The sequence below is a fragment of the Pseudomonas sp. XP2 genome, assembly GCF_053557975.1.
In genome coordinates this window covers 64,516-87,243 of record NZ_JBNRIK010000003.1, presented here as the reverse complement: position 1 = coordinate 87,243, position 22,728 = coordinate 64,516, and the positions used below count along the sequence as shown (strand labels likewise).

The following is a 22,728-nucleotide window of genomic DNA, read 5'->3' as shown; positions in this document are numbered from 1 at the left end:
AGCAGCGTGCTGGGTGCAACTTTCATGGGTACGGGTCACGGGATCATGGGGAAGCTCACTTTTTGTACTGCGCAGTTGGGCCGTAGAGGCTTTCTCCAGAGTTGTGTCTTGCTCGGTGTGGGTGGCGCGGTGTTTGGCGTCTCGGCGTCCGTTGCAGGCAAACCTGTCGAGCAGCCTGGGTTCGTGGTGATCAACGGTTGGGTATTGCCTTCCCGTTATTTCCGGAACGAGCCAGCATGATCAAGGACTTTCAGCAGCAGAAGGCGCTGCGCGACGACTACGATTTTTGCATCATCGGTGCCGGCCCGGCGGGTATCACGTTGGGCTTGCGCCTGGCCGCCGCCGGCTGGAACGTATTGCTCGCCGAAGGCGGGGGGCGCGAGTATGCGCCGCACTCGCAAGGGTTGTACGCGTGCGCGTCCACGGGCCTGGAGCTGTATGCCGAGGAGACCCGCCTGCGTTATCTGGGGGGCACCTCCAACCACTGGGCTGGCCGTTGCCGGCCATTCACCCCGTCGGACTTTACCGTCGGCCCGCCAGGTGACTTGCCGGGTTGGCCTATTCCTTATTCGGAGATCGAGGGCTACCTGCCGGCAGCCATGGACATCGTCGACCTGCCACCCGGCGCGGATTTTCGTGCGATGAACACCGGCCTGGATGGCGGTGACTTCGAGGCGGACCGCTTTCTGCTCAGCACGCCCACACGCTTTGCGCAAAAGTACGCCACGGCACTGGAGCAGACCAAAGGCCTGGACGTTTTCATCAACTGCAACTGCGTAGACCTGGAATTCGACAAAGGCTCTGGCCATCTGACTGCGGTGGTGCTATCCGACTACGAGCGCAATCGTCAGCGCCTGGTGGCCAGAAACTTCATTCTGGCCACCGGTGCCATCGAAAATGCCCGGCAGTTGCTCAACAGCCACACGCTGGTGGCGGCAGGCGTGGTGAACAAGGAAGGGCTGGTTGGCGGGTGTTTCATGGAGCACCTCAACATCGACCTGGGCACGTTCATCCTGAAGTCCGGGCAGGACCCGGAGCCGCGCCAGTACTACACCACCGATGCCTTTGTCGACGAGTACAAGGCCGGTAAAGGCAATGTCACTGCCGCGTTGCTGGCCGATGTGCAGACGTATGGCCGCACTGCCGAGGTCAAGCATTTTCTGGAGAACCTGGCCTGTGACATGGGGGTTGCCGGCAAGATCGCCTTCGTCGCCAAGTTCAGCTGCCCCGGCGACGGCGTGATCAGCACCATGATCGAGCAGTTCCCCAACCTGCACAGTCGCATCTCGCTGCTTGACGAGCAGGACGCACTGGGGGTGGCCAAGGTCAATGTCAACTGGGCGCTGAGCGCCGATGACCGACACACCATCAAGTGCATTGGCAGCGAACTGGCCAAGCAGTTCGCCGACATGGACCTGGGCTTCGTCAAGCTTAACGACTTTGTCTACGACACTTCGATACCACTGAAGATGGCACCGCACGCCCACCACATGGGCACCACACGCATGGCTGCCTCGCCGCAGTTCGGCGTTGTGGATGCCAATTGCAAGGTGTTCGGTACCGAGAATCTTTATGTCGCCGGCAGCAGTATCTTTGCCAAAGGTGGCGCCTCAAACCCGACCATGCCCCTGTTGCAGTTTGCCGTGCGGCTGGCCGACCACCTCGATACCAAGATGAGAGCGGCCAGCGGCGCCGCTGCGTGAAGCAGGTTGTACACGGGTTGAGTGCGCTGCGGTCAGCACCTAGAAGAACGAGACCGGAACGCCTCAGGACACTCCAGATTGTTCAGATCGCGAGGCCAGGCAGTATGAAGGGATGGATACGCAAGGCAGTGGCGCACTACGCCCATGCAACCGGGCGCGGGGGCAAGTTCTACAGGAGGTTCTGCAACCCTTCTGGTCTTGAATGGGGGGCCTATCTCGCCCGATGGGGTAACTTTCACTCAGTTGGCAGCAATTTCTTCGTCAATACAGGCTGTAAATTCCTTGACCCTTCGCTGGTACGTATCGGTAACAGCGTTGGCCTGTCCGACTGTACGTTGATCGGTCATGACGGGGTGGTTTTACTGATCGAACATCGCTTTGGCAAGCACCTGGATTCGGTCGGTTTCATTGATATCAAGGACAACTGTTTCATCGGCCATGGTGCGATCATCATGCCCCGCGTGACCATCGGCCCGGAATCGATCGTGGCTGCCGGCGCGGTGGTGACCAAGGACGTGCCGCCAGGCACCGTATTTGGTGGAAACCCGGCCCAGTTCATCTGCACCACCGAGCAGCTGATCAAACGGGTCGAGGCGCGTTGCGAAAGCTACCCGTGGATCGAACTGGTAAAACAGCGCAACGGCGCTTACGACCCGGAAGTTGAACCGCTGTTGATGGCGCAAAGGCGGCAATACTTCTTTGGGGACGGCAACAATGGCTAGCAAACCAGTGGATGTCATGGTGGTCAACTTCAATACCGCCGGGCTGCTGCAGCCGATGTTCGATGCGCTGCGCCGGGCCGACAGCGAGCGGCTGGCCAGTTACCTGGTAGTAGACAACGCATCGCGCGATGACTCGGTGCAGCGCATGGCCCAGGTGTGCCCCGAGGCACTGCTGCTGAGCAACAAGCAGAACGTGGGCTTCGGCCGGGCCAATAACCAGTTGCTGGCGCACCTGAAGGGCAAGTACGCCTTGCTGCTCAATACCGATGCCTTCGTTGCCGCCGACTCCCTGCAAAAAACCCTCGACTACATGGACGCCCACCCGGAGTGCGGCGTGCTAGGGGTGCGCCTGGAAGGCCGTGACGGCGATCTGCAGCCCAGCTGCCGCTACTTCCCTACGCCGCTCAACGTGTTTGTCGGGCGTACCGGGCTGGGGCGGTTCTTCCCGGGGCTGAAGATGGTCGATGAAATGACCTGGGACCACGCCTCGGTGCGCGAGTGTGACTGGTTACCGGGTTGCTTCTATCTGGTGCGCCGCGAAGTGCTGGACAAGGTGGGCCTGTTCGACCCGCGTTATTTTCTTTATTACGAAGAGGTGGACCACTGCAAGCGGGTGAAGGCAGCCGGCTGGAAAGTCGTGTTCTACCCGCATACCACCGTGGTGCACATCGGGGGTGAAAGCTCCAAGTCGGTGGCAGAGCTGGAGGCGGCCAGCCGGCAGATCTCGTCCTACCAGATCGAAAGCGAGCTGTTGTATTTCCGCAAGCATCACGGGGTGGCGGGCCTTGCCCTGCACATGGCGCTGGTCACCCTGGGTGACCTGGTGCTGGCACTCAAGGCGCTGTTGAAGCGACGCGGCTGGGGCGCGATTCAGGCCTGCTGGCGTCATTGCCGGGCGACCTGGTCACTGTTGTTCAAGACCCGGTACGCCAGCCAACCGACAAGGTAGGTAAAGCCATGTTCGAGAATATTCGTGCCGACCTGCGCGCCCATGGCGGGGATTGGGGGGCGCAGGGCTTCTGGGTACTGCTGGTGTATCGCTTCGGCCGCTGGCGCTACACCGTGCGCCCGGCACTGCTGCGCAAACTCTTCTCGTTGATCTACAAGGTGTTGTTCAAGTTCGTGCAGATCATCACCGGTGTCGAACTGCCGTGCGAAGTGGTGATTGGCCGCAACTTCGTCATCGACCATTTTGGCGGCATCGTCATCAGTGGTTATGCCCGGTTTGGCGATGACTGCCGTATCCGCAACGGCGTGGTAGTGGGCTTGAAGAATGTCGACGAACCGATTGCCCCGGTGTTTGGCAACAACGTCGATATTGGTACCGGGGCCAAGGTGCTGGGCAGCATTCGTATTGGCAACAACGTGATCATCGGCGCCAATGCCGTGGTGCTGGCCGATGTGCCGGACAATTGCCTGGCGGTAGGGGTGCCGGCCACCATCAAGGCCAGGCAGCCAGTTGCCACGGCGCCCGTCGAGTGACGCCCATGGCGGCTGCAATGGGTGTGGTGGTCATCGGCCGCAACGAGGGCCCGCGCCTGGAGCGCTGCCTGCGCTCGCTGGTAAACGGTGCTGGGAAGGTCATGTATGTCGACTCGGGCTCCACCGACAGTTCGCTGCAGCTGGCCCGCAGCCTGGGTGTGGAGGTATTGGCGCTGGACATGGCCATCCCGTTCACCGCCGCCCGCGCGCGCAATGAAGGTTTCAGCGCCTTGCAGCGGCTGCTGCCGTCGATGCAACTGGTGCAGTTTGTTGATGGCGATTGCGAGGTGGATGCCCACTGGCTGGCCACGGGGCAGCTGTTTCTCGACCAGCATCCCGAGGTGGCGGTGGTGTGTGGTCGCCGGCGGGAGCGCTTCCCGGAACGCTCGGTGTACAACCTGCTGTGCGACCTCGAGTGGGACACCCCCATCGGTGAGGCCAAGGCGTGCGGTGGTGATGCGCTGATGCGGGCAGACGCGTTTGCTGCTGTCGGGGGCTTTCGCGCCGAGCTGATCGCCGGTGAGGAGCCTGAGCTGTGCGTGCGTTTGCGGGCCAAGGGCTGGAAAGTCTGGCGCCTGGCCGCCGAGATGACCTTGCACGACGCCGCCATGACCCGTTTCAGCCAGTGGTGGCGGCGCAGCCTGCGTGCTGGCCATGCCTATGCCGAAGGGGCCTACCTGCATGGTCAGCCGCCCGAGCAACACTGGTTGCGCGAGTCGCGGCGGGCCTGGTTATGGGGCCTGGGCGTACCCTTGGTAATCGTGCTGGCCTGCCTGCTGCTGGGTGGCTGGGGCCTGCTTTTGCTGTTGATCTACCCGCTGCAGGCCGTGCGCCTGGCGCGCCGTGGTAGTAAGTCGGCGCGCGAAAACTGGCTCCAGGCAGTGTTCCTGGTGCTGGGCAAGTTCCCGGAAATGCTCGGCCAGGTGAAGTTCTTGCGCCACCGCTTCGCGGCCGGCAAATCGGCTTTGATCGAGTACAAGTGAGAGATGACCATGATGCTCGGCACCCTCGTGAAAAGCGTGTTTACCTTGCAACCGGGCTACTCGTTGCGGGCGTTGAACAACAAGTACAAGTTGATGCTGCAGATTGCCAGGCAATGGCCTGAGCTGCATGGCTTCATGCAGCGCATGACGGCGGCGTTGGGTGAGCAAGGTGTACAGCGCTTGGGCGTGGACTGCATCGGTGTGGTGCAGTGGCCTTACCTCAGCAAATCCTGGGAAGCCCCGCAGCGCCTGGCGGTGATCGCTTCGCACTTTGAAGTAATGGCCGGTCAGTTTCCGACGCTGTTACTGCTGGGGCGGGACGAAAGCCTGACGCTGTGCGAGCTGTCCAGCCATTCGCCAGGCTGCAGCCTGGTGCTGGACCGGCCGATCTGGTTCAAGCGAGAAGGCGAGTTGGTGCTGAACCTGTTTCAGGGCGACCTGCGGGTGGCTTCACTGGCGTTTACCCTGTGCCGCAGCCACGGTGAGCTGTACCTGTTCATCGGGGCCGTGCAGGGCATCCACAAGGGCATCGACAGTGAAACCTCGCTGACCATCTATCGTGACCTGACCAAGGACTTCGAGGGCCTGCGCCCGCGCAGCCTGGTACTCGAAGCGCTGAAGTGCCTGGCCCGGGCGTTGGGTGTCGCGCACCTGTATGCCGTCAGCGATGCCTGCCGGCACCACCGGCACGCTTATTTTGGCAGCGACAAAGGCCAGGACCTTGCGGCCAACTATGACGTCATCTGGCAGGAACACGGCGCCAGCGCCTCGAACCAGGCGGACTTCTTCACCGTACCGCTGGCCCCGGCGCAGCGAGCAGAAAGCGACATTCCAGCAAAGAAGCGGGCGATGTACCGCCGCCGTCAGGCGATGCTCGACGATGTTTTCTCACGCTTGCAGGCAGCATTGCCGAGCAGCAGTCACAACCTTGGACTACAAGGAAAACAGGGGGATGCATTTGCTGTGAGTGCATCGGCAGTGGACAAACCGCCCGTAGTCGACAGCCTGAAGTGAGGGTTGGCAGGGAAGGTAGGTCATCAAGCGGGTTTGGATCTGGATTCGTATGCGCATCGCTTACTTCATCAATCAGTACCCGAAGGTCAGCCACAGTTTCATCCGCCGCGAGATACTGGCGCTGGAGCGCCAGGGCGTAGAGGTACAACGCTTTGCCTTGCGGGGGTGGGATGCCGAATTGCAGGATGCCGAGGACACGGCCGAGCGGGCCAGGACCCGTTATGTGTTGCAAGGCGGCATAAAAGGGTTGCTGACGCCTGCGTTGCAGGTGCTGCGCGCGCAACCGCGGCGCTTTTTCCAGGCCTTGAGGCTGGCCATGCGCCTTGGCCGGCGTGCTGACCGCCCGTGGCCGTACCACCTGGTGTACCTGGCTGAGGCCTGCCAGCTGTTGCAGTGGCTGCAGGCCGATGAGGCCAGGCACGTGCATGCCCATTTTGGCACCAACTCTACCGAGGTGGTCATGCTGGCCCACCTGCTGGGCGGTCCCGCCTACAGCTTTACCGTGCACGGGCCGGAGGAGTTCGACAAGCCGCAGTTCTTGCACATGGGCGAGAAGGTGCGGCGTGCTGCTTTTGTGGCAGCGGTAAGTTCCTACGGGCGCAGCCAGCTGTTTCGCTGGGTGGCGCACGAGCACTGGGCCAAAGTGAAAGTGGTGCATTGTGGCCTGGAGCGAGGTTTCCATGAGGTGGCGCCGGTCAACGTGCCGGCGGTGCCGCAGCTGGTGTGCGTCGGCCGGCTCTGTGAACAGAAAGGCCAGCTGTTGCTGCTTGAGGCGGCGCGTCAGCTTGCGCAGCAGTCGATTGCCTTCGAACTGGTCCTGGCGGGTGACGGCGAGATGCGCGAGCAAATCGAGGCTCTGATTACCCGTCATGGCTTGCAGCAGCACGTGCGCATCACCGGCTGGATCAGCAGCGCACAGGTGCGCGAGGAAATTCTTGCCGCACGTGCGCTGGTATTGCCCAGCTTCGCCGAGGGCCTGCCGGTGGTGATCATGGAGGCCATGGCCTTGCGCCGACCCGTATTGACCACCTATGTGGCGGGTATCCCGGAGCTGGTGCGCCCCGGCGAAAACGGCTGGCTGTTCCCCGCTGGCGCCGTGGAGGAACTGGCCCAGGCCATGGCCGAGTGCCTTGCGCAACCCGCCGAAGCGCTGCAGCGCATGGGCGAGGCGGCTTACCAGCGCGTGCTGCAACGGCATGATATCGACACCGAGGCGGCCAAGCTGGCCGGCTATTTCAAGGCATCCGCATGATGAGTGTATTGAGTTGGTTACTGGGCCTGCTGGCGGTGATCGCCTTTGTGCCTGTGTCTGTGTTTTTCTTGCAGATGCTGCTGGCTTGCCTGCCGCCGCGCACGCGGCCCTTGGGCGTCAGCGTGCGTCCGCGGGTGGCAGTGTTGGTACCGGCCCATGATGAGGCTGCGATCATTCGTGCAACGCTGGCGAGCGTAACCCCGCAGTTGCTGCCAGGCGACCGCTTGCTGGTGGTGGCCGACAACTGCACGGACGACACGGCGCGGCTGGCCCGTGAGGCCGGCGCCGAGGTGGTGGAGCGCTTTGATACGTTGCTACGTGGCAAAGGCTACGCGCTGGACTTCGGCGTACGCCACCTGGCCGAACAGCCGCCCGAGGTGGTAATTGTGGTGGACGCCGACTGCCAGGTAGGCGAGGGGGCGATTGACTGCCTGGCGCGTCGTTATCACCAGGCCCAACGCCCGGTGCAGGCGCTTTACCTGATGCGCGCACCCGCCGGTAGCGGGCTGAAGGTACAGGTGGCCGAGTTTGCCTGGCGTGTCAAGAACCTGGTACGGCCGCGTGGCTGGGCCCGGCTGGGGCTACCGTGCCAATTGATGGGGGCAGGCATGGCATTCGGTTGGCACGACCTGGCCCTCATCAACCTGGCCAATGGGCACTTGGTGGAGGATGTAAAGCTGGGCCTGGACCTGTGCCAGCAGGGCAAGCCGCCGGTGTTCTGCCCCGAGGCGTTGGTCACCAGCCAGTTCCCTGCAAGCCAGCAAGGCATGAACAGCCAGCGCACCCGCTGGGAGCATGGCCACCTGGGCTTGATGCTGGCGGATGCGCCCAAGCGTGCGCTGGCCGCCATCCGCCAGCGCAACGGTAGCCTGCTGGCCATGACCCTGGACCTGCTGGTGCCACCGCTGGCGCTACTGGTGCTGGCGTTGCTGGGGCTCAACCTGGTGACCTGGTTGGCCTACCTGCTGTCAGGCCATGCGGCGCCTGCGTGGATCGCACTGGCTGCGCTGGTCATGCTCGGCCTCGCCGTTGTGCTGGCGTGGGCACGCTTCTGCCGTGAGCTGATCCCGTTTTCCGTGCTGCTGTACGCGCCTTTTTACGCCGCAAGGAAAATCCCCCTGTACCTGGGGTTCCTGATCAAGCGCCAGGTCGAATGGGTGCGCTCCAAACGGGATGATGACTGATGGCTCAGTGGCAATGGCAGAAACGCTGGCGGGGTATTATCGACACGCTGGAGGTGGTGCCTGACAGCGCTGCAGCGCAACGCCTGCTCGACAGGCTTGCCACCCCGGACTCTGCAACCGTACTGGGCTTCGTCAATGCCCACGCAATGAACCTGGTGGTGCGCGACGGCGCGTATTGCCAGGCGTTGTCGGCGGCCGATGTGCTGTTGCGCGACGGCTCTGGCATGGCGATCCTTTATCGCCGGTTGGGCCTGGAGCCTGGGCTCAACATGAATGGCACCGACTTCATTCCCAGCCTCATGGAGGCATACCGCGGACGACGGGTAGCATTCTGGGGCACGCAGCAACCGTACCTGAACCAGGCTGTGCAACGCAGCGAAGCTTTGTTTGGCGTGGTGCCGGTATCGGTCCACGATGGCTTTGCCAGCATCGACACCTACCTGCAACTGGCCCGTGAACGCAAACCGGAGCTCATCGTGCTGGGGATGGGCATGCCCAAACAGGAAGCGGTGGCGGCCAGGTTGGCAGCTGTCGGCGGGCCATGCCTGATTGTGTGCGGCGGGGCGATTCTGGATTTCCTGGGTGGCAAGGTCAGCCGGGCACCGCAGTGGCTGCGGCATTTGGGGGGCGAGTGGGCCTACCGGCTGTTACGCGAGCCGAAGCGCCTGTTCATGCGTTATGTGGTGGGTAACCCATTGTTCTTGCTGCGCACCCTGCTGTGCCGCAAGACAGCCGATTCGGCCAGTGGAACCCTATGAATCGGCCAAAATCCGCGCTGATGGCGGGTGGCTGCTACAGTGAGATCAGTGGCTTGGGGGCTGCACGATCCTGCTTCACTGGCGTTGAATAAGCTGTTTTCAAGGCTTGATGTTTGATGGACGGCACTTGCTACGCTCAAATAGATGAGGTCTGAAATGGTTTTCGAACCCAGAAGCAGTCGTTCCTTACTCCAGAGAAGAAGCAGCGTCAGTAACGCCATTCAGGCGGGGCTTGATGGTATTGCAGTCACCGGTATTGCCTGGTACCTCATCTATGACCAGTTTGGTTACATTACCTCCGATTATGTAATCATGCTGCTGTTGCTGATTGGCGCACTGGCGGTCATCTACGACCATTATGCAATCTACCGTACCAACGTTGGCCTTTCGATCAAGGCGTTCCGCCTGTTCAAGGCGTGGTCGGCGACGTTCTGTTTTCTTGTGGTCATGGCGTTTTTGACCAAACAGAGTGAAACCTACTCCCGGTTGTTGGTCGTGCAGTTGTTTATCATTGGTTATATTGCCCAGTTGTTCTTGCATTTTGCGGTTCGTGAACTGCAAAAACGCTTTACCGCGCATGCGCGCCTGGACAACGCCCTGATTATCGGCAACGGCGATCTGGCCAATTTTCTTTACCAGAAGATCAGCAACAACCCCTGGTTTGGCGAACGGGTGCTGGGGTGTGTGCTGACTGACAAAGCCGGCGAACAGGGGCAGGAAAGTGCCGAGGGCAAGCAACGCCTGCCCGTGCTTGGGCACATTGCAGAGCTGGATGAAATCGTTGCCCGGCATGGCATTCGCACCGTCTACCTGGTGACCCCGCTGGGGGGCTCAGAGGTCATCAACGATGTGTACTTCAAGTTGCTCGACAAATGCATCGCTGTGAACTGGGTGCCGGATATCTTTTCGTTGCGCCTTATCAATCACAGCGTGCGGGAAATTGCCGGCATTCCTGTGCTGACCCTTTCTGAAACGCCGTTGACGGGCATGAGCCTGTTCCTGAAAAATATCGAGGACCGCGTGTTGGCGGCATTGATACTGTTGTGTGCATCGCCTGTATTGCTGGGCGTTGCGCTGGCCATCAAACTCACCAGTCGCGGGCCGGTATTCTTCCGCCAGGAACGCACGGGCTGGACGGGCGAGTCGTTCCGTATCTGGAAGTTCAGAAGCATGCACGTTCACCAGCCGGACAATGGCGTGGTTAAACAGGCGCAGAAGAATGACCCGCGGCTGACTAAAATTGGCGCCTTCATCCGCCGTACCAGCCTTGATGAACTGCCACAGTTGTTCAACGTGCTGACCGGGGAAATGTCGCTGGTTGGGCCACGGCCACATGCGTTGCAACATGACACGTTGTATTCCCAGGACATCGTCGATTACTTTGCCCGCCACAACATCAAGCCGGGCATGACCGGCCTGGCGCAAGTGCGCGGTTTCAGGGGGGAGACCAAGGACATTGAGCAGATGATCCAGCGGGTGGACTCGGACATCGAGTACATCAACAACTGGTCGCTGTGGCTGGATTTTGTGATTCTGGTACGCACGTTGAATGCGTTTACCGGTAAGCAGGCATATTAATTAAAGTGCAATCCCGGCAGCAGTGTTGTGGGCGCGGGCTTGTCCCGCCAATAGCAGGCACGCGGTGCATGGCACCGGCTTGGCCGGTGTTCGCGGGGCAGGCCCGCTCCCACAGAGCCTCTATTCCTTGTTCAGCGGATGCAACTCCCTGAACCCTCGCGCCTCTTCCACCAGCCAGTCATGCACCGCCCGCGCGCCCGGCTGGTTCAACCCGCCTGGCGGGTAATGCACCACGTAGCGTTTGTGGTTGGCGATCGGCACGCCAAACGGCACGATCAGCGCGCCGCGCTCCAGTTCGTCATTGAGCAGTGTGCGCCGGGCGATCGCTACACCAATACCGGCAATTGCCGCCTCGATGGTGAGGTGGTTGCGGTTGAAGGTATGTCCACGCCGCACATCCAGGCCGGCGGCGCCAATCCCGTCCAGGTAGAACTCCCACTCCGCATACTCCGAGCTGCCCCGCCAGGCGGTAATGTCGTGCAGCAGCGGGTAGTGCACCAGGTCCGCCGGCCCATGCAGGGGGGGGCGCCCGCGCAGCAGGGTGGGTGAGCACACCGGGAAAATCTGTTCGTCCAGCAGCGGTGTCGAGAGCATGCCCGGGTAGCTGCCATCATTCAGGTCGATAGCCAGGTCGAAATCGCCTGGTGTCAATGCCTGGGCGCTGTCTTCGGCCACCAGGCGCAGCTCGATGTCCGGATACCGCTGCTGAAAGCGTGGCAGGCGCGGGGTAAGCCATTTGGCCAGAAATGACGGAATCGAGCGCACGCGCAAGGTGCCGCGTATTTCACCGGCGTCCAGGCGCAGCAGTTCAGCCTCGATACTGCCGTAAGCCTCGGCCACCGTCTGGGCCAGGCGTTGCCCTTCGGCACTCAGTTCCACGCCGCGCGCGCGGCGCAGAAACAGCCGGTAACCCAGGCGTTCTTCCAGCTGGCGCATCTGCTGGCTGACCGCGCCAGGGGTGATGTGCAGCTCTTCGGCGCAGCGGGTAAAGGACAGGTGCCGGGCTGCACAGGCGAATACATGCAGCCAGACAAACACCTGGCCATTGAGTTGTCGTCGCATCGTTTAGCACCACTAAAGGCTTGCTTAGAAAGATTCGTTGGTCATCCGTGAGCCAGCGCGTCAGTATCGCGCAAAATCGCAATACCGCTCAATTTCATTCACTAAACCGTGCTGTGGATTCAAATCAGGGTACGGTCAGGCATTAGCATGGCTATCAGTGTTTTCGACCTTTTCAAAATCGGCATCGGGCCGTCCAGTTCCCACACCGTCGGCCCGATGCGGGCAGCGGCGACGTTTGCCCAGGCCCTGCGTGAGCAGGGGCTGCTGGCACAGGTGTCGCGCGTCGAAGTGCGGTTGTATGGCTCGCTGTCGGCCACCGGGGTTGGCCACGCTACCGATCGCGCCTGCCTGCTTGGGCTGATGGGCCAGTGGCCGGACCGCATAGACCCGGCCACCATCGAGTCGCGCGTTGGTCAGGTGTTGCAGGAGCATTGCCTGATGTTGGATGGCAGCCACCCGGTGGCTTTCGAGTATGGCCGCGACCTGCTGCTGCTCGACGAGAGCCTGCCTTACCACCCCAATGCCATGAGCCTGGAAGCACTGGACGGGGAGAGCAGCCTGCTGCTGCAGACCTACTATTCGGTAGGTGGCGGCTTCATTGTTGAACAGGGCGAACTGGATGCCCCGGCAGGCGAAACCCATACTGTTGTGCTGCCTTATGAGTTCGACAGTGCTGCCCAGTTGCTGGCCTTGTGCAAAGCCCACGGCTTGAGCGTGGCGCAGCTGATGATGGCCAACGAATGTGCCTGGCGCCCGGAGGCGCAAGTACGTGAAGGCCTGCTGCGCATCTGGGCGGCCATGCAAGAGTGCGTTGACAACGGGCTGCGCAACGAAGGCATCCTGCCTGGCGGGCTGCACGTCAAGCGCCGCGCCGCGCGGCTGCACCGCAGCCTGCAGGAACTGGGCAAGCCCAACGTGATTGGTTCGACGCTCAGCGCCATGGAGTGGGTGAACCTGTTCGCCCTGGCGGTGAATGAAGAGAATGCCGCCGGCGGTCGCATGGTCACCGCGCCCACCAACGGCGCGGCCGGTATCATCCCGGCGGTGTTGCACTATTACATGAAATTCAACCCGGTCGCCTGCGATGCGGATGTAGTGGACTTCCTGCTGGCGGCAGCGGCCGTGGGCATACTGTGCAAGAAAAACGCGTCGATTTCCGGTGCCGAGGTCGGCTGCCAGGGTGAGGTGGGCTCGGCGTGTTCGATGGCCGCTGCCGGCCTTGCACAGGTGTTGAGTGCCACGCCGCCGCAGCTGGAAAACGCGGCCGAGATTGCCCTGGAACACAACCTGGGGCTCACGTGCGACCCGGTTGGCGGCCTGGTGCAGGTGCCGTGCATCGAGCGCAATGCGATTGCTGCGGTGAAGGCGATCAACGCGGTGCAGATGGCGTTGCGCGGCGATGGCGAGCACTTTATTTCGCTCGACCGGGTCATCCGCACCATGCGTGATACCGGGGCGGACATGCATGCCAACTACAAGGAGACCTCGCGCGGCGGCCTGGCAGTCGCCTTTGTCGAGTGCTAGGAAAACTCACCGGCCGATGCAGTCTTTTGTGGGAGCGGCCTTGCGTCGCGAAAGGGCCGCAAACCGGCCCCAGCACTTTGTATATCAGGGCTTGAATCCTGTGGCTGCCTCGCAGCCCTTTCGCGACGCGAGGCCGCTCCCACAAGTATTGTGTTCGGGCGGCCCTTAGCGGGCTTTCTGCCTGGCTTCAATGAAGCTCGCCCGCATGTCCTTGGCCCAGCCATCGAGTACCGGCTTGACGTCATTCAAGGTCAGCTTCTGGGTATCGTTTTCCAGTTCCTGACCCGCGCCTTTGCGTACCACCTGGGCCAGCACTTTCTGGCTGGCACCGTCCAGGAACGCCGCCTCCACGCCGACATCCACGTCCTGGTCACGTCCACCCATGGCGGTGTTCACACCTGCCGAAATGAGCGCAATGGGGATCACTTCATAGGGCTTGAGGCCTTCATTGCTGGTGGACACCGCCGTGATTGCCGGGCGCACCACGATCACACCCGGGCCGGGCCCCTTGGCCAAGGGCATCACGCTACCGAGTTCACGGCGCAGCGCTTCATTGAAGTAGCGGGTGATTTCCTGCAGCGTCTGCTGCGAGATAACCGCTGTCGGCTGCGGCTTGGGGTAGAACTGGCTGGGCTCGATGAACACCTGGCTGTACTGGTTGATATTGACCTTGGGGTCGATCCAGCGCATCACCGGGTCACCCGACGGGCTCTTGGCTTCTTGCAACCGGCTGTAGTCCTTGAGGAAGCCGGAATAATCCTTGGGGTCCACGCGATTGCTGGAGCAGGCGGCCACGGCAAGCAGTGCGGCGCACAACAGGGTAATGCGAGGCAGTGATTTCATGATGAAGGCGCATCCATGAGAGGTCGGCCAGAACAACGCTAGCAGGTGCGCGACAGTTGGCCAGTGGGCGAGTTCAATCCCCTGTGGAAAGCGGAAAAAGTGGCGGCGCCCCTTCTCTCGGGCACCGCGTCCTTTGCAGCGCACTCAACCCAGCGCTTCGCGCAACCGGTACCACAGCATGCCCAGTGCCAGTAGCGGCGAGCGCAGCGCCTTGCCGCCAGGGAACGTCAGGTGGGGCACGGCGCTGAACACATCCAGGCCCTGGCTGTGGCCGAGGGCGATGCTTTCGGCCAGCAGTTTTGCCGTCCAGTGCGTCACGTTCAGCCCGTGCCCGGAATAACCCTGGGCGTAATACACGTTAGGGTGCTGGCTCAGGCGCCCGACCTGGGGGAAGCGGTTGGCGGTGATGCCGATCATGCCGCCCCACTGGTAGTCAATGCGCACGTTGGCCAGTTGCGGGAACACCTTCAGCACTTTGGGCCGCATGTAGGCGGCGATGTCTTTGGGGTCGCGGCCGGAGTAGTGGCAGGCCCCGCCGAACAGCAGGCGGCGGTCTGCCGTGAGGCGGTAGTAGTCCAGGCCGACCTTCTGGTCGCACAGCGCCATGTTCTGCGGGATCAGTGTGGTCGCCAGCGGTTCGGGCAACGGTTCGGTGGCCACCACGTAACTGCCGGCTGGCAGCACCTTGCCGCTCAGCCGCGGCTCCAGTTCATCGAGGTGAGCGTTGCAGCCCAGCACCAGGCTGCTTGCCCGCACCTTGCCACGGGCCGTGTGCAAGGTCACGCGCGGGCCGTGCTCGATACGCAGCACGGGGCTTTGCTCGAAAATGCGCACGCCCAGGCTATGGGCGGCACGGGCTTCGCCCTGGACCAGGTCGAGCGGGTGCAGGTGGCCCGAACCCATGTCGACCAGGCCGCCGGCGTACTGGTCGCTGGCGACAATTTCATGCAACTGCCCAGGGCCTACAAGGCGGGTTTCAGGGCGATAGCCAAGCGCTGCCAGGTCATCCTGCTCGTCCTTGAAGGCGGCGAACTGCTCAGGCGTGTTGGCCAGTTCGCAGAAACCCCAGCGCAGGTCGCAGGCAATGCCGTACTGGGCGATGCGGCTGGCCACCAGCGCCACCGAATCGATGCCGGCCTGCTTGAGGTAGCGCACCCCATCCTGACCGACATGCCGGGTGAAACCGCTGACGTCATGGCCGATGCCGCGAATCAGCTGGCCGCCATTGCGCCCGCTGGCGCCCCAGCCAATGCGCCGGCCTTCCAGCAGCACCACCGACAAGCCACGTTCAGCCAGTTCCAGGGCGGTGTTGACGCCGGTCAGCCCGCCGCCGACCACGCACACATCAGCCGTCAGTTCGCCGTCCAGGGTTGGGTAGGGCGCCGCGTTGCGTGCCGTGGCAGCGTAGTACGAAGCAGTGTGTTGGGAATCGAAAGACATGGGCGTTCTCGGCTCAGCGGTTGGACTTGATCTTGCTCCAGGAGCGGGTCATGACGCGCATGATCTTCGGGCTCGGGGTGCTGGAGATGTAGAGCTTGTCCAGCACGTCCTGGGGAGGATAGATCTCAGGGTTGTGCACCAGCGATGCATCCATGTAGGCCTTGGCGTCGGGGTTGGCGTTGGCATAACCGACCGTGGCACTGACGTTGGCGATCACTTTCGGGTCGAGCAGGTAATTGATGAAGGCCAGCGCCTGCTCGGGGTTGCTGGCGTCCTTGGGAATGGCCAGCAGGTCGAACCACAGGTTGCTGCCTTCCTTGGGGATGCTGTAGGCGACTTTTACGCCGTTCTTGGCCTCCACGGCGCGGTTGGCGGCCTGGAACACGTCACCGGAATAGCCGAAGGCCACGCAGACATCGCCATTGGCCAGGTCGGACACGTATTTGGATGAATGGAAGTAAGTGATGTAGGGCCGCAGTTCGAGCAAGCGTGCTTCAGCCTTGGCGTAGTCGGCCGGTTTTTCGCTGCGTGGGTCAAGGCCCAGGTAGTTGAGCATCGCCGGGAACAGTTCGTCGGGCGAATCCATGAAGGCCACGCCGCATTGCTTGAGCTTTTTCAGGTTTTCGGGCTCGAACAGCACCGCCCACGAGTCGATATGGTCGATGCCCAAGGCTGCCTTGACCTTGTCGACGTTGTAGCCGATGCCGTTGGTGCCCCACAGGTAGGGCACAGCGTACTGGTTGCCGGGGTCGTTCTGTTCAAGCTGCTTGAGCAGCTTGGGGTCCAGGTGTTGCCAGTTCGGCAGCTTGCTGCGGTCCAGCGGCAGGAAGGCGCCGGCCTGGGCCTGGCGGGCGAGGAAGTGGTTGGACGGCACCACCACGTCGTAACCGGTGCGCCCGGCCAGCAGCTTGCCTTCGAGGGTTTCGTTGGAGTCAAACACGTCATAAACCACCTTGATCCCGCTGCTGGCCTGGAAGTCAGCCAGGGTGGTGTCACCGATGTAGTCGGTCCAGTTGTACACACTGACCGAGGGGGTGGCCTGGGTGGTGGTGGCGAACAGCAGGGCGAACGCAGCGGGGATCAGGGCTTGCAAATGACGCATGGGGACACCTCGTTGGTCTTGTTCTTTGAGTTTGGTGTACTGGGGGCGCACAGCGCCCCGGGTGGGTCAGACGCTCATCATCAGGAACTCACGCTCCCAGGAGCTGATGACCCGCTTGTAGTTCTCATGCTCGGCACGTTTTACCGCTACATAGCCCTGGACGAACTGCTTGCCCAGGTACTGCTGCACGGTTTCGCAGTCTTCCATGTGCTGCAGGGCGTCTTCGATGGTGATCGGCAGGCGCAGGTTGCGCCGTTCGTAGGCGCGGCCCTGCACAGGTGCGCTTGGATCGAGCTGTTCGACCATGCCCAGATAGCCGCACAGCAGGCTTGCAGCGATGGCCAGGTAAGGGTTGGCATCGGCGCCCGGCAGGCGGTTTTCCACGCGCATTGCCTCTGGGCTGGAGGTGGGTACGCGCAGCCCGGCGGTACGGTTTTCTTCACCCCATTCGACGTTGACCGGCGCCGAGGTGTCCGGCAAGAAGCGACGGAACGAGTTGACGTTGGGCGCGAACATCGGCAACAGCTTGGGGATGTACTTTTGCAAACCGCCGATGTGGTGCAGGAACAGCTGGCTCATGCTGCCGTCATCATTGGCAAAGATTGGCTTGCCGGTGGCGATGTCGACCACGCTCTGGTGCAAGTGCATGGCACTGCCAGGCTCGTCCGTGATCGGTTTGGCCATGAAAGTGGCGGCCACGTTGTGCTTGAGCGCCGCTTCGCGCATGGTGCGCTTGAACACGGTGATCTGGTCGGCCAGGTCCAGCGCGTCGCCGTGGCGGAAGTTGATTTCCATCTGCGCCGGGCCGTCTTCGTGGATCAGCGTATCCAGGTCCAGGCCCTGGATCTCGCACCAGTCGTAGACGTCCTCGAACAGCGGGTCGAATTCGTTGGCGGCATCGATCGAGAATGACTGGCGACCGCTTTCGGCACGACCAGAACGCCCCAGCGGCACCTGCAATGGCAAGTCCGGGTCTTCACAGCGCTTGGTGAGGTAGAACTCCATCTCGGGCGCGACGATCGGCTGCCAGCCCTTGTCGGCGTAGAGCTTGAGCACTTTCTTCAGCACGTTGCGCGGCGACAGTTCGATGGGGTTGCCTTGCTTGTCGAAGGTGTCGTGGATCACGATCGCAGTTGGCTCGATCGCCCACGGGATCTGGTACACGGCGCAGGGGTCGGGCCGGCAGACCATGTCGATGTCGGCGGCATCGAGCAGGTTGTAGTAGATGTCATCGTCAACGTAGTCGCCGGTGACCGTCTGCAGCAGCACGCTTTCGGGCAGGCGCATGCCACGCTCGTGGAGGAACTTGGCGGTGGGCGCGATCTTGCCGCGGGCGATGCCGGTCAGGTCGCTGATCACGCATTCGACTTCGGTGATGCGGTGTTCTTTCAGCCAGGTGTACAGCTGATCGAAGGGGGCGTTCATACAGACCTCTTGGTTGGGTTTTAGTGTGGGAGCGACGCTTTTGACGAAAGCCGCAGTATGGCTTTGCAAGGTGTGCACTTCCCAGGTGACGCACTGGAGACTATCTTGGTCGCAGCCCCCGGGGCCGATCTATCCATTTTCTTCGGCAAGCAATGCACCAAAAGAGTGCAACTAGGATCTCGCGTGACAACGCCCAATGCGCTGCAAGTTCAGGCCTTTCATACCACCGATGTCTCTGAGCAAGTGCGCGCGACCCCCGGCTGGCAGCAGCAATACCGGCAGATGTCGCCGGGCAATTTCAGCGGAGAGTTGCGCTGGCTGGGGATGGATGGCGTGGAGGTATACGAGGAGCGTCTGAATACCCGGGTGGAGCAGTTTTTCCGCGCACCGAGCGGTTCACTGGCGTTTTGCTTTGACCGCAGCGAAAACAGCCTGTACTTGCTGAACGAACAAAGCCGCAATATCTGGATAACCCCGGAGAACTATCAGGAAGTGGCAGTGGTGTTCGACCAGGCCTTCCTCGCCCGCCATGGGCTGGACCCGCAACGCCTCGAAGGGTTGTTCATGGTGCCGTTGGGCAGTGGGCAGAACGCGTTGTTTGGCAGTTGGCTAAGCGCCACGCTGACCCGCCTCGGGCAGGCTGACTGCCCAGTGCAGGGGCAGGCACTGGCGGAACAACTGCTGGAGGATTGCCTGTTCATCCTTGATAACGCCAGCCAGCGACTTCAGGGCGTAGCCTTGGGGCGCCGCGACGAAGAGCGGGCGATCATGCGGCGGGTCAGCGAGTGGGCGGCTGATTGCCCCGAGGAGACGTTGAACCTGGTGGAGCTGGCGGATGTTGCAGGGGTATCGCTGCGCCAGCTGCAGCAAGCGTTCAAGGCATTTACCGGCATGCCGCCAGCGCAGTGGCTGCGCTTGCGCCGGCTGAACGGCGCACGGCGCGATTTGTTACGCGATGGCAGGGCGACCGTGGCCGAGGTCGCGATGCGCTGGTCATTCTGGCATTTGGGAAGGTTTTCAGAGAGTTACCGTCAATTGTTCAAGGAGTTTCCGAGCGAGACCTTGCGGCGGGGCAGGGGTTAAGGTGTGACCTTCGAATCCACACTGTTTTTTTGTTTAATTTCATTTAGTTACCGAAACCTCATCAAGTAACTTCCTGATCTGGATTCTGGTGCAGCAGGCGACACTGAACTCAGCATCCCACGCCGAAAGTTGCTATCGTGCCGCCCTGATCCAACCCGAGGTGCCGATGTTCTACCTGCCTTTGCCCAGTGACCAGGCCGACCGCCTCGCCAGCGAGCCCAACACCGACTTCTTCACTATTGCCAGCGTCCTGGACGCTGCCGCTGTGCTGTTCGTGCAAAACCTGCCTCGCCAGCCGGCTACCGCCTCGGCCGATGCGCAAGAACGCCGCTTCGCCGAAATCGTGCGCATCGCCAACCAGGTCGAAAGCGCCGCACCGGGGCGCTTCCAAAGCCAGGTAGCGCAACATTTTGATCGCGAAGCCTTTGCGATGGGCCTGGGCATGCTGGGCGAAAATGGCATCGCGCTGCTGTCCGCCGAGGTGAAGTACACCGCAGATGAACTGCTGGATACCGAAGGCCAGTGGAATTTCCAGTTTGCCGACACCTACCGCCAGCGGGCCACACCGCTGCATCCGGTGTACCTGCCGTCCCTGGCCAGCGACCTGATGCTCAGCGACCAGCAGAACCGCCTGTTGCGCGAGTTTCTTGGTGGTATCGATGAGTCAGTGGCGGTGCAGGGCTTCGCTGGCACCGGCAAGACCTTCCTGATTCAACAGTTTGCCCGCCTGCTGGAACCACAGCGCACGTTGCTGCTGGCCTTGACCGAAGGCCAGTTGCGCGCCCTGCAGGCGCGGGTAAAGGACGCCGCCGCCTACACCGCGCTGACCTTCGGCCAGCTGGCAGACGAGCTCCTCAACAGCGACCTCACCAGCAACGGCTGGCGCCTGCGTGACCCTTATCGCACCAAACTGTCATGGCGCCCGCAGGACGCGCAGGTGGTGCGCTGGTTGGCCATCCCTGACATCGGTCCGCTCACCGCGCGCGATGTGGTTGCCTTGTGCGTCCGGGCCGTGCGCACCTTCTGCCACAGTGCCGACACCCAGCTTCAGCTGCACCACTTGCCCTGGGCCGGGCCTGGCACTTCACCGCTGGATCAGGAGGTGCTGTTGGAAAAAGCCCGCCTGTACTGGCAAGAGCTGATTCGCCCGTCCGCGCGGGACGTCCAGTTGCCGGTGCGCGACTACCACCGGGTCAAGCTGCTGTCGTTGACCGGTTATGTGATCGATAGCCGCTACACCCACGTGATCGTCGATGAGGCCCACGAGCTGTCGGCACCGATGCTTGTCGTGCTCGATCGCAGCCCGCAGTCGATCATTACCCTGGGCGACGAGTTGCAGAACCTCAACGGCCTCAGCCCGCACCATGGCAGCTTCATCCGCCAACGCTGCATCGACCATTCGTTACGTGCCGGGCCGGCGATGGACAATGTGCTCAACCCGCTGATCCAGGCGCACCCGGCGGCCATCCAGGGGGCCTTCAGTGGCAGCGCCGAGCATTACACCCGGGTCAGTTTCTTCGATCAGGTGACGGTGCCGGAGCAGCCTACGGCGCTGATCGTCGATGACGAATGGGGCCTGTTTGGCTGGTTTCAGCGCCTGACCCACCAGGGGGTGCCGTTCGTATTGCTGAAAAGCGCGCGCAAGGACTTCGAACTGTTCGTCGAGGACTGCATCGAGCTGTACCGCTACGACACTCGGCCGCGTCACCCGATGTTGTTCCGCTATGCCAGCTGGCAGGCCCTGGAGCAGGACAAGGGCGATGACAAGGCGTTCATTGCCGTGGCCAACATGCTGCGCAAAGGCTATACACCCGAGCACTTTGCCAAAGCCAAGAGCCGTTACCGCTGGGACAAGGCGCCCAAGTTGTTCCTGGCGCGGGTACGGGATGTGAAAAACATGGAGTTCGCCCGGGTAATGGTGTCGCCGGAGCTGATGGTGGCGCCGCAGGTGGCGGGCAACCGCAATGAGCGGGCGCGGATGCTGGCGGGGCTGTATACCGCCTGTTCGCGGGCGCGGCATGAACTGATCGTGCCGGGGGGGATGCTGGACTGGGTCAAGGACCAGGTCCGCGATTGAAGCCGTTCCCGCAGGAGCACGCAATTTCCTGTAGGAGCGGCCTTGTGTCGCGAAAGGGCTGCAACGCAGCCCCAGCATTGCCGATCAGTTACGGTCTAGCCACACTGTCTGGGCATTGGTGAACTCGCGCACACCGAAGTGCGACAGCTCACGCCCGAACCCGCTTTTCTTCACGCCACCAAACGCCACACGGGGGTCGGAAGCGCAGTAGCCGTTGATGAACACGCCACCGGTATCCAGTGCCGCAGTCATGCGCTCGGCCAGTGTATAGTCGGCGGTATAGATGGTCGCGGCCAGGCCAAACTCGCTGTCGTTGGCCAACTCTACGGCATGGTCGGCATCACGTGCAGTGATGATGGCGGCTACCGGCCCGAACAGCTCTTGCTTGAATGCGGTCATTTGCGGGGTGACGTTGGCGAACACGGTCGGCGCGTAGAAGTTGGCTGCACCTTCGACCTTGTGACCGCCCAGCAGCAGGGTAGCGCCTTCGGCGAGGGTCGCCTGAACCTGGCCATCCAGCTCGTCGCGCAGGTCGTAACGGGCCATCGGGCCGATATAGGTGCTGTCATCCAGTGGGTTGCCGACTTTCAGTTCGCGAGTAGCCTCAACGAACTTGCGGGTAAACGCCTCGGCGATGCTGTCTTCCACGATCAGGCGCTTGGCCGCAGCGCAAACCTGGCCGGTGTTCTGGTAACGGCCAATGACCGCAGCCTTGACGGCGGCATCCAGGTCGGCGTCGGCCAGCACGATGAACGGGTCGGAGCCACCGAGCTCCAGTACACACTTCTTCAGCGCGGCACCGGCCTGGGCACCAATCGCCATGCCGGCACGCACGCTGCCGGTCAGGGTCACGGCGGCGATACGCGCATCGTTGATGGCGCGGGTGACGCCGTCCGGGGTCACGTTCAGCACTTCGAACACGCCCGCCGGCAGGCCGGCATCCTTGAACAGCTCGCCCAGCAGGTACGCGCTGCCCATCACGTTCGGCGCATGCTTGAGCACGTAGGTGTTACCTGCCAGGATCGCCGGCACGGCGCCGCGCAGCACCTGCCAGACAGGGAAGTTCCACGGCATCACAGCCAGGATCGGGCCGAGTGGGCGGTATTCGATTCGGGCTTTTTCAACCTGGGTCGGTTCCGGCGCAAGCATGGCCGGGCCGTGTTCGGCGTACCAGCGGCACAGGCCCACGCACTTGCTGACCTCGCCACGGGCCTGGGCAATCGGCTTGCCGATTTCGCGGCTGATCATCTGGGCAAAGGCTTCGGCCTTGGCTTCGAGGGTGCTGGCCAGCGCCAGCAGGTACTCGCTGCGCTGACCCAGCGACACGTGGCGCCACTGGCGGTAACCAACCTTGGCACGTTGCAGCGCCGCTTCCAGTGCGGCGTCGGTGTCGAACGGGTAGGCGCCGATCTGCTCGCCGGTGTACGGATCGAGGGAGATGGCGTGGGTCAGGCTGCTGATCGCGCTCATGGCGGACACTCTCGTTGTTGTTAATC

General features: G+C 62.2%; 19 protein-coding genes. 13 read left to right on the top strand and 6 right to left on the bottom strand.

Annotated features, from left to right (window positions below; genetic code table 11):
• The first annotated feature begins 236 nt into the window (after positions 1–236).
• The 10 genes from ACK1VC_RS05045 to ACK1VC_RS05000 all read left to right on the top strand — a co-directional run bounded on the left by ACK1VC_RS05045 (position 237) and on the right by ACK1VC_RS05000 (position 10,676).
• A complete protein-coding gene (locus ACK1VC_RS05045) occupies positions 237–1,703 on the top strand; it encodes a GMC oxidoreductase (RefSeq protein WP_096426106.1) in 1,467 nt (488 codons plus the stop codon).
• 104 nt (positions 1,704–1,807) lie between these two features.
• Complete coding sequence (locus ACK1VC_RS05040; protein WP_016487256.1) at positions 1,808–2,425, top strand: acyltransferase; 618 nt, start codon at positions 1,808–1,810, stop codon at positions 2,423–2,425.
• The gene (locus tag ACK1VC_RS05035; protein WP_016487255.1) at positions 2,418–3,374 is read left to right on the top strand and encodes a glycosyltransferase family 2 protein; all 957 of its coding nucleotides are present in this window, start codon (positions 2,418–2,420) and stop codon (positions 3,372–3,374) included. Before ACK1VC_RS05040 ends, ACK1VC_RS05035 begins: the two co-directional genes overlap by 8 nt.
• An 8-nt stretch (positions 3,375–3,382) precedes the next feature.
• Positions 3,383–3,907: a serine O-acetyltransferase gene (locus ACK1VC_RS05030; RefSeq protein ID WP_016487254.1), complete on the top strand. Its 525-nt coding sequence runs from the start codon at positions 3,383–3,385 to the stop codon at positions 3,905–3,907.
• A gap of 5 nt (positions 3,908–3,912) precedes the next feature.
• Positions 3,913–4,890, top strand: a complete 978-nt coding sequence (locus tag ACK1VC_RS05025; protein ID WP_191086618.1) for a glycosyltransferase family 2 protein — start codon at positions 3,913–3,915, stop codon at positions 4,888–4,890.
• A 9-nt stretch (positions 4,891–4,899) separates the two neighbouring features.
• Positions 4,900–5,904, top strand: coding sequence for a VirK/YbjX family protein (locus tag ACK1VC_RS05020; protein WP_024717499.1), 1,005 nt, complete (start codon positions 4,900–4,902; stop codon positions 5,902–5,904).
• 49 nt (positions 5,905–5,953) lie between these two features.
• Complete coding sequence (locus tag ACK1VC_RS05015; RefSeq protein ID WP_016487251.1) at positions 5,954–7,156, top strand: glycosyltransferase; 1,203 nt, start codon at positions 5,954–5,956, stop codon at positions 7,154–7,156.
• Entirely contained in the window at positions 7,153–8,340 is a 1,188-nt protein-coding gene (locus ACK1VC_RS05010) for a glycosyltransferase family 2 protein (RefSeq protein WP_016487250.1), read from the top strand. The genes ACK1VC_RS05015 and ACK1VC_RS05010 overlap by 4 nt, the downstream gene beginning before the upstream one ends.
• Positions 8,340–9,098 (top strand): WecB/TagA/CpsF family glycosyltransferase, encoded by a 759-nt coding sequence (locus ACK1VC_RS05005; protein WP_016487249.1) that lies wholly within the window; start codon positions 8,340–8,342, stop codon positions 9,096–9,098. The genes ACK1VC_RS05010 and ACK1VC_RS05005 overlap by 1 nt, the downstream gene beginning before the upstream one ends.
• A gap of 156 nt (positions 9,099–9,254) precedes the next feature.
• Positions 9,255–10,676 carry an undecaprenyl-phosphate glucose phosphotransferase gene (locus ACK1VC_RS05000; RefSeq protein ID WP_016487248.1) on the top strand — a complete coding sequence of 474 codons (1,422 nt, stop codon included), beginning with the start codon at positions 9,255–9,257 and terminating at the stop codon, positions 10,674–10,676.
• A gap of 120 nt (positions 10,677–10,796) precedes the next feature.
• Here ACK1VC_RS05000 and ACK1VC_RS04995 read toward each other — a convergent pair whose 3' ends face one another.
• On the bottom strand, positions 10,797–11,738 hold the full coding sequence (locus ACK1VC_RS04995) for a LysR substrate-binding domain-containing protein (RefSeq protein ID WP_016487247.1): 942 nt from the start codon (positions 11,736–11,738) through the stop codon (positions 10,797–10,799).
• A 147-nt stretch (positions 11,739–11,885) separates the two neighbouring features.
• Here ACK1VC_RS04995 and ACK1VC_RS04990 point away from each other — a divergent pair, with 147 nt between their 5' ends.
• A complete protein-coding gene (locus ACK1VC_RS04990; protein ID WP_016487246.1) occupies positions 11,886–13,262 on the top strand; it encodes an L-serine ammonia-lyase in 1,377 nt (458 codons plus the stop codon).
• A 165-nt stretch (positions 13,263–13,427) separates the two neighbouring features.
• On the opposite strand, the gene ACK1VC_RS04985 is transcribed toward ACK1VC_RS04990, so the two are convergent.
• The 4 genes from ACK1VC_RS04985 to ACK1VC_RS04970 all read right to left on the bottom strand — a co-directional run bounded on the left by ACK1VC_RS04985 (position 13,428) and on the right by ACK1VC_RS04970 (position 18,072).
• Entirely contained in the window at positions 13,428–14,105 is a 678-nt protein-coding gene (locus ACK1VC_RS04985) for a DUF3313 domain-containing protein (RefSeq protein WP_016487245.1), read from the bottom strand.
• Positions 14,106–14,249: 144 nt separating this feature from the next.
• Positions 14,250–15,545, bottom strand: a complete 1,296-nt coding sequence (locus ACK1VC_RS04980; RefSeq protein ID WP_023048146.1) for an NAD(P)/FAD-dependent oxidoreductase — start codon at positions 15,543–15,545, stop codon at positions 14,250–14,252.
• 13 nt (positions 15,546–15,558) lie between these two features.
• Positions 15,559–16,647 carry a polyamine ABC transporter substrate-binding protein gene (locus ACK1VC_RS04975; protein ID WP_016487243.1) on the bottom strand — a complete coding sequence of 363 codons (1,089 nt, stop codon included), beginning with the start codon at positions 16,645–16,647 and terminating at the stop codon, positions 15,559–15,561.
• A gap of 66 nt (positions 16,648–16,713) precedes the next feature.
• On the bottom strand, positions 16,714–18,072 hold the full coding sequence (locus tag ACK1VC_RS04970; protein WP_023048145.1) for a glutamine synthetase family protein: 1,359 nt from the start codon (positions 18,070–18,072) through the stop codon (positions 16,714–16,716).
• A 183-nt stretch (positions 18,073–18,255) separates the two neighbouring features.
• Between ACK1VC_RS04970 and ACK1VC_RS04965 the strand changes: the two genes are divergently transcribed.
• A complete protein-coding gene (locus tag ACK1VC_RS04965; protein ID WP_145914145.1) occupies positions 18,256–19,155 on the top strand; it encodes a helix-turn-helix domain-containing protein in 900 nt (299 codons plus the stop codon).
• Between the two features lie 166 nt (positions 19,156–19,321).
• Positions 19,322–21,232 carry an AAA family ATPase gene (locus tag ACK1VC_RS04960; RefSeq protein WP_191086616.1) on the top strand — a complete coding sequence of 637 codons (1,911 nt, stop codon included), beginning with the start codon at positions 19,322–19,324 and terminating at the stop codon, positions 21,230–21,232.
• 84 nt (positions 21,233–21,316) lie between these two features.
• Here ACK1VC_RS04960 and ACK1VC_RS04955 read toward each other — a convergent pair whose 3' ends face one another.
• Positions 21,317–22,702: an aldehyde dehydrogenase family protein gene (locus tag ACK1VC_RS04955; RefSeq protein WP_191086615.1), complete on the bottom strand. Its 1,386-nt coding sequence runs from the start codon at positions 22,700–22,702 to the stop codon at positions 21,317–21,319.
• Positions 22,703–22,728 lie beyond the last annotated feature (26 nt).